The organism is Halorubrum sp. AJ67 (genome assembly GCF_000513435.1).
Map to the genome: position 1 here is coordinate 14,558 of NZ_CBVY010000011.1, position 12,209 is coordinate 26,766.

Here is a 12,209-nt window from a genome sequence, read left to right on the forward strand (position 1 = left end):
CCTATCCCCTGTGTGCCTTGCCTCCCACGACTCCTGTCGCCCCGCGCCGCCGGGCATCCCGTACACCTCGTCGCCCGGTTCGAAGGCGTCGACGTCCTCGCCGACGGCGTCGACGACGCCGGCCACGTCGCAGCCGAGCGTCGCCGGGAACGCCGGCGCGAAGTCGGGGATGTGACCCCCGCGGATCTTGTAGTCGACCGGGTTGACGCTGGAGGCGGCGACCTCGACGCGGATCTCGCCCGGGTCGGGGTCGGGAACCGCGACGGTCCGTCGCTCGAAGGCGTCCGGGCCGCCGAACTCGTCTATCACGTACGCGTCCATCTCGGAACTCATCTCGGCTCGGAGTTGGCGACTCGGCGGGGTATATCCGGCGTCGGGGGAGAGCCGTGTGGGCTTTCGCAGTTGACCGGATTGATTCCGTGTAATCGTACATCGGTGGCGCGAAGCCGGCTATGACTGTCTCTACCGTTTCCTCTCCGAGAAAATTCATATGCGATAACATGATCGCATCCTTCTGATCGTGTCACAGAGCGGTATTGTGGGAAGCTCATTTATTTATAGACGCGACACTCCTGTCACATGAAAATCACAACTAGATATACGATACAAGATTGGCAGACACAGGAGATTGAATTCCACGAAATCCCAGAACCGGTGATGGAACTTTCATTTAAACAGGTGCTAGAAATCGCTCTCGTCGAACTCGGAAGTGTTGATCTGAACCCCATCGAACTCACATTTTCTTGTATTTTCTCGCATGAAGAATGGAATGTCATTCGAACACCGATGAACCGTGACACCCCTGTTCAACAGTACATTTCCGTAGCAATTGAACGGGCAACTGGAGTGAGAGAAGCGCTCTATGGCTCTGGAGTACCTGACTTCTTTTTATGGACCCCAGAAGGAGAACACAAATTTGTGGAAGTCAAAGCGAGTGAAGATTCGCTGAATAGTAATCAGAAAGAGTGGGCGGACAACTACGACTGGAACTTTGCTATCGCTCAGTTAGCTCCAGCCTCCGAGCGCATGTCAGACGAAGACATATTGGAGAGAAACAAGATTGCGTTATATTAGTTCGGAGAGACGTGCAACAGGATGAGCCTAGGCCGAGATGTCAACCATCCCGCGCGTGGTGATGCGAGACTTGTCAGTGAACTCTGCCTCCATCGACGGTCAGTCGCTCGGGACGAATCCCCGATTCGGCGTCACGGTTCCTGATTTCAGGGCGAGTTGACTGTCGCCCGTCCGTCGAGACGACTGTAGGCCCCGACGGACGTACCTCAATCCGACGTTCTTCGCGCCGACGTAGTCTGCGTTCCCCGTCTCATCACACGATTTACACTTGAATTCCGACCGCGTGATTCGGTTTCCTTTGCTCGTGTGACCGCATTCCGGACACCGTCGACTCGTGTTCTCGGGTGATACGTACACGACACAGAGCCCCTCTGCGTCCGCTTTTGATTCGACCATGTCCACGAGCTGTCGATGTGCCCACTGGTGAAACTCTTTCACCCGAGGCGCACGATCTCGGATGTGCCGAAGGTTCTCGAAGGCGACGTATTCGCAATCGTGTTCGAGAGCCTCGTCGACGATGTCATTGGCGACGTTATGGAGGGTATCCCGGACGTGTCGTGATTCCCGCCCACTCATCTGCTGAATCGTTCGGTGTGCGGACTGTGTACCCGTCCGTTGGAGTCTACCGCGGATCCGCTCGAACTCCCGGTGTCGATGCCGGAGTTCGTCACCGGATGCGAAGTACGCCGTCGAGGTGGTAGCGATGTTGGCGATACCGAGATCGACGCCGAGAACTGTCCTGTCCTCGGTGTCATCCCGTATCTCTGCCCGTTTCTTGGGCTTCGGCTTCCGAAATCCCAGGTGAATGTAGTAGGCTCCATCGCGCCGTGAGAGCGTGGATTCGGTGACCTCCCACGTCTCGCTGTCGAGGTACTGATATTGGTATCCGTCCTCGTCATCGGGCAACGCGAGTTCGCATCGAACCCGATCTTCGACTGTAGAAAGAGAGACGGTCCCGTCATCGAACAACGTCATCGTGCGCGTGTCGTACTTCACCGTATCTGCCGTGAACTCCGGACAAGAAGTAGTATGATTCTCTTTGAGAGATTCGATATCGTCGATGCCGTCGAGTGCCGCTGCGGCTTGGTGAGTGGCGAGGATCGTGTGTTGGCTCCCGAGACGTGTCTCTTCTCGCACCTCGTCGTAGGCAAGCTTTTGAAGACGTGTCTTCCGTGCTTCATCTGCTCTCCATCCGATACGACTGCTGATGTTACAGGCGCGTTTCCAATCGAAGATAGTGGTATCGAGCAGTTTTCTCTGCTCGTCGGTGAGCACTAGGCGGGTAATTGCGGTACGTCTCAGGTAGTCGTCCGCCACGTGTCTCAGTATCGTAGTATGCTACTTAGTGATTATCACGTGTCACGAAAACGCAACTGCGTCACCGATTTCGCTAATCAAAAATCTTCGCGAAGCGTGTTCTCAAGGACACGAAGGCGTGGACGATAACGAAAGCCTGAGGGGGGATTTGAACCCCCGGTCTCGTCCTTACCAAGGACGCGCAGGGCCGCTACCCCAAATCAGGCATTTAGCGGGGGATTTCGCCGGTTTTCTCCCCAAGTCAACTGCTCTTACGAGGTCATACTAACGCCACGTATAAAGAACACAGGGGTAGACCCACGTATGCCGAACCAAGAACAATCGGTTTCGCTAATTAGCGTGGCGAAACGAAGGCTCCACGCGATGAGGGGAGAGTGTCTTGTTTTGGGTCGTATCGAACCTCGGGAACTCGAAGTCAAATGCCCGGCTTGAACGCCGACCTTAACCTCGACAGACTCTGTTCCAACTACGTTCTGAACCTCAATTATTACCGAACTTTACTGTCTAAGGGGCTTTCCGGTGTCTCCACACGGTCTTCAACAAGGTCACGCTTGTCTCCGCCAATTCCAAACAATTCATACGCCGCATCGTGGAGTTTGGCTTCTTCTTCATTCAGGACATCTCGTGCGGTTTCAATGGTGTCCGACGCCATTTCGTACCTATTGTGGACGGACAGTAACCCATCGGTGGTGCGTGGATACTCGCCGTTAACCAACTCCAAAACCGAGTCGAACTCAAAAATTTTCACATACTTTGCGAAGGCCTCTGCCTCTTTTTCACCACTTAGTTCGACGGAGTGTTGGACATTCAGATGAATCGTATTTCTATCCACGCGGACACTCACATCAGCATCGCTGTCGTCTTCGGTGGTTTCGGGAATCCGACTCACATATGCTGTTCTCGATAGGCCAACAGTATCAATATCGTCTTGAGAGAGCAATGTGGCCGGAGATTCAACTTTTTGCTCAGCATCCCGATATTCCTTAAGAAGCGACTGTATCTCTTTCGCAGTTTCCTCGATTTGTGTGACTAATTCCGAATCGGCTTCTTCGGGGTCTGGGATTGGAATTTTCTCGACGTAATCCGACTTGTATCGAAGATAGTTCCCACGGTACTTAGCCGCGTTTCTGCGAATATAGAACTGCGCGATATTGCTATTTAACAAGCCAGCAAGATACCACGCCTTGTCTTCTTCTGATGGAGAAACATAGTACGTAGTGTCCAGACAATAGAACTCTCCACCCTCGTCTACCCAGTAGTTGTTGTAATAAGAGATATCTGGGGTGACAATTTTGGTCTGCTCGAAGAGGTCAGGGTCTTTCGGTTTGTCAAGCGCCCAGTAGTCCTCGTCTTGTTCACGAACACAGTAGCGGTCTTCCAGTTCCTCTCGGTTGTCTCCTGCGTTGTAGTATTCGACCGTGTTGGGGTATTCATCAATATCTATCCCCGGAGGTGTATAGATGATATACTGGTCTTCCCACAAATGCTCCCACCGCTTAACATCTCGTCCACCAACGAGAGGATGGATGAGTTCTCGCTCAATATCGTATTTCTCAATCGTGTCGCTGTCTACGATGAAGACGGGATTTTTCCCAGTTCGGAGGCCTCGCTCAACTTTCGAGTTGTGACAGTATGTTCGTAGGTTTTTTCCAGTCTCCTCCATCGCCTTGAGGACTTCCTGTTCGTCGGCTGGGGCGAACTGCCACTCCGAGTCAGAGATTGCCTCAGATTGGACGGGATAGGAGTTGAGAGAAGGTTGCTCATCGAAGTCAATTCCCTCAGGAACAGGAACGCTCTGCGCCGAGATGACTCCTTGGAAATTGGGTGGTTCGTTACCCCAATCATCCGGTAATGCCATCTCAATCAAGTCCACGATTCGGTAGTTTCGCTCTTCACCCCGCGAGTTTCCGTTCGCTGAACCCCACCCTGTAATTGCGTCGCTCTCTATCCAATCTTCCATCGAACTGTTCACGCTGATGTAGGAGAATCGGTAGTCATCAACGACGTAGTCATCAGCCGAGCGGTCTGCTCTATCAACATTGCTCCGCTCCAGAACCATAATTATCGGATAGGTAGTTGCGTGAGCGAATACGTCAACATCCCCGATATTAACCATCTCTCCAACACGGTATCGCTGGGGAATCATCTCCCGCGCCTTCTCACCATACCTCGACTCGATGAACTGATTAGAGGTGATTATACCGAGTTGTCCCCCCTCGGAAAGCCACTCGCTGGCGGCTTCGATGAAAAGAAGATAAAGGTCATAGTTGTGGTATGCTGAGTAGTAGTCGTCATAGTCCTCCTTTGCCGGGCCGTCCGGGATATTCTGGATTCGTACATACGGCGGATTCATCACCACATATCCGTAATCGCCCCGAGTCTTCGCCCGGTCTGCCTGACGCCGCTCCCGCTCGTATTGCCGAACGAGAGCATCGCTATAAGTCGTAGTGACGTTGGTTTGGGTTTGGCGGCGGAGGCTGTCTGTTTGATAAATATTGAAACGCTTAAGAGTGTATTCTGGGTCGCCGTCTTTCACGTCTTTGTAGAGGTCGATAACCTGAAACAACAGGTTCATTTCAGTAATGTGGCAAGCAAACGGGTTGAGGTCGAATCCCCACAGCCTGTCCTGTAATATATCAATAGCCTCTCTTGGTGGCACGTTGCGCTGATTCAGCCGTTCAAGAAGTCTTCCTGCCGCACGGACGAGGAAGGTTCCGCTCCCACACGCAGGGTCGAGTAGGTCTGCTTCTGGTTGTTCAATGGGGTTGTCGGTGGTGTACCCGACGCGGTCGAGTATGAAGTCAACTACCGCTGTTGGAGTGTAGAACTCACCCAACTCTTTGCGCTCTTCTGGTGGTAGGTGTCGCTCGTACAGATGGCCGAGAACGTCGCGGTCAACGTCTTGGAAATTATAGTGATTCAGGTGCCAAAACGTCTTTTTCAGAACGTCGTCTAAGTCCTCGTCGTCAGACGAGATTTCCCAATCGAAGATTTGTCGAGAGTAGAGCCGGTCGTATATTTCTGAAAGTTCCTCGGAGGCTACGTCAAACAAATCAACATAGTTCCGGTTGACATACCGTGCGAAGTCGTCCCAAAACTCAAAGTAATCCGTTACCCCGCCGTCGCTCACCATCTGTTCGGTCAGACCTTTATCCTCCGCAATGCGGATTAGCAGAACCTTGTTTATTTGGACATAGATGGACTCACGACAGAATACTCGCTTATTTTCATCCTCGCCGTTCTCCTGTCGGTTACTCAGCCGAACCCACGTTCGGTAGTCGGAATTAAACGCTCGGTACTGTTCGTACTCGTCTCGAAGGTCGGCTAATTCGGCTTCGAGTTCTGCGATTTCTGTGTCGTCTTCGTGTCCCTGTTCCTCCAGCGATTCAATTTGGCTCTCCAAATCGTTCGCCTGTTGACGATATTCCTCATAGCGGTCTTGGTACTCGTCAAATGCCCGTACAGTATAGGGCATCCAGTACTCGTCCAGCGACGTAGTTAGAGAACTGAGTAGATTGTCGAATCCCTCGTCGGTAGAAACATCTTGCCGGTCACTAACCTCAAAGTCATCGTATCGGTCAGAATTGATTACGTCCTCTTTCTTAAGCCGAGTCAGTTGTCTGATTGCGTCTATCTGCTCCTGTGGAACATCGCCAATCAAGGACTCCTGCTGGCCCGCGTCGATAACGCTCTCGAACCTAATGTGGGACAACAACTCACCAGAAACACCGTGCCGAGTTTCATCCGCCTCCGATTCATCGCAACGTCGGTATAGTAGGAGTTCATCGAAGTTGGTGGCTATCAGGTACTCTACGTAGGGGGAAGAAGATGCGTAGCGGAACGCTTGGTCAACGCCTTCCTCAACATCTCGGTCGCGCCGTTTAGCCTCGATAATGATGACGGGGTGGCGCTCTTCGTCGTACAACCGAACGTCGTTCTGGTCATCTTCTTGCGCGTAATCTGATTCGTCCCAGCCCAGCGTATCGTTACAGAACAGAAGCCGGGCCAAGCGCGGTGTCAAGTCAAGTTCATTGTGTGAACCACCTTGAATTTCCTCATAGAAGTCGCGGTAGGCGTCAATGACGCCAGTTACGAAATCACCCGTAGTCGCAGACATACTCCGGTATGGGCGCTTGTTTATTAAAAAGGGAAGGATGAATTTCTTGGTCGTTGCCCCGCCGTCTGCCCGGAGTTTGTCCCAATGTGTGGATGCGTTCGACTGCTCGGCGATGAGAATGAACTCGCTTCGCAAGTCGATGACGCTCGCTCATCAAAAGACGAGTGAGAGATATGAGGGGCAGATGGATAGAAGAACCATAATAAAAAGTATATATTATTTAATCTACCAGAAAAATATAATAAACTCTGTCCCCTCTTATCCACAAATTGATACTTGGATTCCTACAGACAGAATCCGAAACGCACAGCAGACTCGTAGAGTGGTTTATTTTTTGATAGGATGCTTCCCTCTCGGAGTTACCAGAAACGCCCTCACGGTTCGTGTGGGGCCATAGGTAGGTTTTCTCGTCCCACTCAGTCGGTGGCGATTGGTGGTGTCTCTGATACCCTCCGAAAGCGGGTCAAAATCAGCGTATGTTAGAACGCGCTGTGCGGCTTCCTAAGCGATTTTTGTTTTTCTGTGATGCTCGCCACTCAAACACCCTTAGAACTCGCCCACAGGATTGTCAGGGTGCTTAGGATTGACGAGAAAATGAGCCGGATGATAGGGGTCTAACAGACACGTCTTGCTCATCCCAAACACATCGCTGAAAACCTATCTGAATGGTACTACGTCGCATATGAGACTCTCATCCGCGCAAGAGGATACTTCCCCCTTCTCAACACTTGGAGTATCCACAGAGGTTGTCGGCACGACTGAGAGGGCTTAGAAGCGATTGTGATACAGTATCCCTGCTCGTGTTGCGTCACGCCCCACGCGGGCGCGCTGCTGTTGTGTGGCTACTGTTGGGCACTACTGAGTGAGGCTACTCATCTACAGTTCATAAAGTTCAACGCGATGAGGAGGCCATCTGTACCAAATCTTTGCTGTGGGTTGAAACACTTGAACTGAAGTGTGAATTGCTCACGGTATAGACCTATGATGCTAACTCTAATCCATACTATAGAGTACCACCTGTAGAGAGTGGCTACACAGGTTGGTAGTTCCCTGTATAACCCTTCAGAGATTGATGAACTGGTTTGTAACACGTTGAGTAGAGCCGTGAACCATCAGCCCGACCTCCGCGATGCTCATCGCGTCTCCCCTTGTGGTCGTGGGTACGATGAGCGCGGCTATAGCGAAGAACTACCAGATACTTTAGTATCCTATATATTTTATACTAATCCAATCCCAATTCTCTCGTGACTTCCTCGGGTGGGTCACCTGTCCATTCCCAAGACCAGTAGAGGTAGGGGTACTCCTCTTTCAGGTACTCTCGATACTCCTCGTCGCCGCCCTCAACTCTCTCCTTCACTCTGCGGCGACCTTCGCTCAGCCAATTTTGGTCGGGGATAGCGAGGGTTTTCATTCAATGGAAAAGAATGTGCGTGGTCACAAACTCACATATCGTCCATACTCTCGGGGCCTTGCCGCCCGTAGTGTCGAAAAATCGCGGGTCTGTCGAGTCACACAACGCGAAGTCTTGACGCCGTCGAGAGTTAATCGACGCGGTCACGTCACCGTCAAATCGCATCTCTGAGTGAGATATTTCTAAGGTGCGGTTACGTTAGTACGCGCTCGCGCTTGCCCGCCGTGTGCCAACCGCGCGGTCGCCCCTCTGTGATGGTGACTCCAGCCGAGCCGGAAGTTCGAGGTGTCGTTCCCCAAGTTTGACGCGAGGAGGCGCGCGTTGACCAAGGTGGGGAGATACCTGACCCCACCCCTCCTCATCGCGCTGTGTCTCGAAGGTCGCCACTTCTGGAGAGAAAGAAGGAGAGACTACAGAGTGGTAGTTCGAGGTATAGTTCAGAAGACTATCCCACAAGTTAATCTACTATGAGGCGGGGTGTTGACAGAGTGTTGAGATTCATTTCTACTGTGGACTCCAACACCGCTGAACTCAAGTCTACTGTCACCCCCTCATCGCGTCGTTGATGATAATAAACTATTCAGAAAGAAGACACTAAGTAGTAATATAGTACTGAACTACCCCATCAAAACCACTTTACTCCGTCCGAATTGCCCTCACTCTATACACAACGTGTATCCACTTAAAAATACCGATATATTGCTGGTAAACACCATCCAGAAAGTCGTTTTCAATCTATCGGAAACCAGACAAGAGAGTTTCCTACCATTTTTTTATCGACTGCCCCCTCATCGCGGAGCCGACGCAGTCGATAGTCTGCGTTCCGGCGCGTACAACCGACCGCGTCCGCGACCTCGCCGGTGGACGCGGGTTGCTGGTCACGAACTGCCTGTAGGAACTCCTCATCCGTATATTGCTGGCGTGAATCTCCGCCCTCATCGCTCATACTCCTTGATAACAGCCGTAGAGGTAAAGTAATTTCCCACACAGGAAACTATATATGTATTTCCCACGTAGGAAAAGTCGAGAAGGTAGCTGTCCCTCGGGGTGTGGTCGTTCGGAAAACGCCCGGTGGTTGGAACACCGGACGGCTGGCCTTCTGTGGAGAGAAAGCCAATGGAAGATACACCGACTACGGCTGATAAGCGTGTTGTTGAGGGATTGAACTTCGGCTCGAAAACCGCGAAACGAGTGGGGTGGGAACAATTCGAGTTTGCCGTTGAGTCACCTTACCTCGTTCGGGTGACTAACGCGAGTTACGGATTTGAGAAATCTGACCACTCCTACCTCGTTGGTGTGGAGGAACGCGACGGGCTTCTCGTTCCGGCGGAGTGCGAGTGTCCGGCTGACAAGTATAACGATGAGTACGATTGTAAACACAAAGTCGGCCTCGCTACAATCGCCGGGCCGGTCGTTCTTCAAGCGGCTGTAGAGTGTCCGACCCCTACCCACGACACCGAAGGAACAGACTCCACGACGCTCGCTGAGCGACTTCGAGCCGATGGCGGGGCTATCACCGAGGCGAGACGCGATGAGGGGAGAGCGGGCGTCATCGAAGCCGAGCGCGGCAAGGAGTGTCCGAACGGTGAGGAGTGGTGTGAACCGGACGGTGATTCACTTCCCTGCTTTGCGTGCTTCAACTCTACGGAGAGCCAATAATGGCGCTCCAATGTGACCCTCCGCACCTCGGGGATATTGGTGACGACGAGCCGGAGGAGGAGCCTGACCCCGACCGCATCTATGAGAAAGAGATAGAACGACAACTCAAAGAAGAATAACCCCTGCTCGTAATTCTGGTATAATTATATTTGAAGGGAGGGACAAAAATTTCCAACACGATACAAAGATAGGAATATGGGAGGAGAACCGTCTCTCAAGGAGTTGGTTGAAGCCGCGTTGTTAATCGTGGTTCTTATCGGAGTTATTGCGCTGTTTACGCTAACGGACTTTGATTCGGTACAGCAGTCCTCCAACAATTTATCGCGTTTTATTTGGGCAGTTACTCATATCGCAGTTCCTACGACCCGATTTGCGGTTTATTTTGAAATGGCTCTCGCTGTAGTAGGAGGTATCACAATTGAGAGAATAGATGCTCGCGCTACCATCATCGGTGGTTTCGCTCTGTACTTCTTCATCAATTTTGTTGATGCGTGGTTCGCGGCACCTGTTTAACCCACGTATCTGTGGGGTTTGCGCGCCAAACTCAATAAAGAGGAGACGGCTGATTTTTGATGGCGTGGCCTACGACCGCCGACTGAATGACACTTTCACCAGAGTCACAAAATCGTCTCCTATCCGTTCTACTTACACCTCCCTTTGCTGACCTTCTTACCAACAGAGTCACGCTACTACATTATGGACGCATACGCGGTCAGTTACGACCTGAACGAACCAGAACAGGAGTACACCGAACTCATCGACGCCCTCGAATCATACGAAGCACATTGGCACGAGTTAACTTCGTTTTGGCTACTTGATACGGACGAGTCTCATACAGAAATTAGAGATAATCTCAAACAGTATATTGACTCGAATGATGAGATTCTTGTTTTGGGACTCTCGGGGTCAGCGGCCGCATCCAGTATCAACGATTGGGATTGGATTGAAGAACACGTTTAAAAATAGACGACAGCCGGGAAATTCGGTCGCTACCAGATTTGCTCCACCGCGCTGTTACGCGTTTCCGCGTCCGAGTGTAAGTATTTCATCGTGGTGTTCAAACTGGAGTGTCGAAGTTGCTCGCGGGCGTGGTGTGGGCCGACGTGATTAGCCCAATACGTCGCTACCCCGTGCCGGATTGAGTACCACGTCACATCCTTGTGTTCAGGTATCGGCACGTCACCGTTTTCGATGAGTCGCCGGAGTAGGGCGTTACACGACTTCGAGCCGTACTGAGTCGCTGTTTGCGTGAGCCACAATTCGTCGCGGTCATCGTACTTAGGGAGAGACGCGCGCTCATCGAGCCACCGCTTCAACGCCTTCGCCGTGCGTCCTTTGAGTGAACAGTTCCAGATGGCTTCGTTCTTCGTGGACTCGTCCTTCGGGATGTTCAACTCCTCGTCCTCCAAGTTCACCCACGACACTTTCGCGCGCCCGACCTCGATGGGGCGGAGTCCGGTATCCAATGCGGTCGATATTATCGAGGGGTACTTCCACGAGTTCGCTTCTTTGAACTCCTCAGGGCCGACCTTCTCTTTCGGAATCCCAAGCCGCTGAGAGACGAATATCTTGAGCCGGTCGCGCTCCTCGGGTGTTACTGAGTGGTAACTCTTGACCGAGGAGTATTCGAGCGCGGCTTGGTAGAGTGGGTCGAAGGCCGAACGCCGGAGGTAGTCGCGTTCGTCCCCGCCGTTTGACTGCGAGAGTTCAATCTCCACATCCCACTCGTAGTCCTTCCCCCGCGAGTGGTTGTAGAACTTGAACAGCCGCTTAATGTCCTTCGCGTGGTGGAGAACCGTCGAGTCAATCATCCCTTTCGACTGGTTCAGCACGCGAATGAACTTGTCTGCGTGTTCGGGCGTGAACTTCGTGGTGTACTGGTCTTCGTGCCGCCATAGCCAGCGGAACGCAGTTTCGAGTTTGTAGTGCGTAGATTCGAGCGTCGTATCTGCCAATCCCTCACGCTTCTCGGGATGCTTCCCGTAGTGAGCGAGCCACGAGAGGAGTTCGTGCTTGAAGTCGCGGTAATCGTCTACCATATTCATCCCGAACCCTTCGAGGTCTTCCTCGGAGCGTCCGCTCACAAGTGGGTAAGTGAACTCGTAGTCCTCGGGTGCGGGAGGAACACCCCCGCTCATCGCGTTCCCACCGCCGAGGTTGTCGAGTGGGTCAGACGGGTTCATTGACCGTCCTCCAAACTCAAACCGCTGTACGACGGGGTGGCGGATATTATAGTGTCCTGACAACTATGCGAATCGCAAGACGGCGTCGGGGTGCCCGTGTAGTAATAGGGCGCGTTCTTGAGGTACATTTGTTTCTCTCATAAGAACAGCGTAAAATGGGGAGAGAAACCGTGTAACCCCGCTAAGCCTGAGGGGGGATTTGAACCCCCGGTCTCGTCCTTACCAAGGACGCGCTTTACCGCTAAGCTACCCAGGCGCAACTTGTCGTTGCGCGGAATCGACTTTAGGGGTTTCGATTCGGCGGCGCGGCGTCGGGGGATCGGCTCCGGCGCGTCACCTCGCGACTCACCGGTCCGTCGCGCTGACGGCCCGGTCCGAGATGTCGGCGATGCGGTCGGCGGTCGCGTCCGGGAGCGCGCTACCTGCGGGCGGGAACCCGCCGTCGCAG

Annotated in this window: 9 protein-coding genes and 2 tRNA genes; 4 read left to right on the forward strand and 7 right to left on the reverse strand. The window is 52.7% G+C overall.

The features are described 5' to 3' along the window. Positions 1–579: 579 nt before the first annotated feature. Positions 580–1,074 (forward strand): VRR-NUC domain-containing protein, encoded by a 495-nt coding sequence (locus BN903_RS10060; protein WP_048077608.1) that lies wholly within the window; start codon positions 580–582, stop codon positions 1,072–1,074. Between the two features lie 99 nt (positions 1,075–1,173). On the opposite strand, the gene BN903_RS10065 is transcribed toward BN903_RS10060, so the two are convergent. From BN903_RS10065 to BN903_RS10085, 5 genes are all read right to left on the reverse strand, one after another. Beyond that, a complete protein-coding gene (locus tag BN903_RS10065; protein WP_048077609.1) occupies positions 1,174–2,391 on the reverse strand; it encodes an RNA-guided endonuclease TnpB family protein in 1,218 nt (405 codons plus the stop codon). 133 nt (positions 2,392–2,524) lie between these two features. Further along, positions 2,525–2,597: transfer RNA gene (locus BN903_RS10070), tRNA-Thr, on the reverse strand. Positions 2,598–2,878: 281 nt separating this feature from the next. Beyond that, positions 2,879–6,508, reverse strand: coding sequence for an Eco57I restriction-modification methylase domain-containing protein (locus tag BN903_RS10075; RefSeq protein ID WP_048077610.1), 3,630 nt, complete (start codon positions 6,506–6,508; stop codon positions 2,879–2,881). 1,222 nt (positions 6,509–7,730) lie between these two features. Then, complete coding sequence (locus tag BN903_RS17485; RefSeq protein WP_048077611.1) at positions 7,731–7,919, reverse strand: hypothetical protein; 189 nt, start codon at positions 7,917–7,919, stop codon at positions 7,731–7,733. Between the two features lie 730 nt (positions 7,920–8,649). Beyond that, positions 8,650–8,865: a helix-turn-helix domain-containing protein gene (locus BN903_RS10085; RefSeq protein ID WP_048077612.1), complete on the reverse strand. Its 216-nt coding sequence runs from the start codon at positions 8,863–8,865 to the stop codon at positions 8,650–8,652. A 170-nt stretch (positions 8,866–9,035) separates the two neighbouring features. Here BN903_RS10085 and BN903_RS10090 point away from each other — a divergent pair, with 170 nt between their 5' ends. From BN903_RS10090 to BN903_RS10100, 3 genes are all read left to right on the forward strand, one after another. After that, the gene (locus BN903_RS10090) at positions 9,036–9,578 is read left to right on the forward strand and encodes an SWIM zinc finger family protein (protein WP_048077613.1); all 543 of its coding nucleotides are present in this window, start codon (positions 9,036–9,038) and stop codon (positions 9,576–9,578) included. 195 nt (positions 9,579–9,773) lie between these two features. Further along, a complete protein-coding gene (locus BN903_RS10095) occupies positions 9,774–10,091 on the forward strand; it encodes a hypothetical protein (protein ID WP_048077614.1) in 318 nt (105 codons plus the stop codon). Between the two features lie 183 nt (positions 10,092–10,274). Beyond that, entirely contained in the window at positions 10,275–10,538 is a 264-nt protein-coding gene (locus BN903_RS10100) for a hypothetical protein (protein WP_048077615.1), read from the forward strand. A gap of 29 nt (positions 10,539–10,567) precedes the next feature. Here BN903_RS10100 and BN903_RS10105 read toward each other — a convergent pair whose 3' ends face one another. Both BN903_RS10105 and BN903_RS10110 read right to left on the reverse strand, forming a co-directional pair. Next, entirely contained in the window at positions 10,568–11,761 is a 1,194-nt protein-coding gene (locus BN903_RS10105) for a site-specific integrase (protein ID WP_048077616.1), read from the reverse strand. Between the two features lie 184 nt (positions 11,762–11,945). Next, positions 11,946–12,017 (reverse strand) — tRNA-Thr (locus tag BN903_RS10110). Positions 12,018–12,209: the final 192 nt, after the last annotated feature.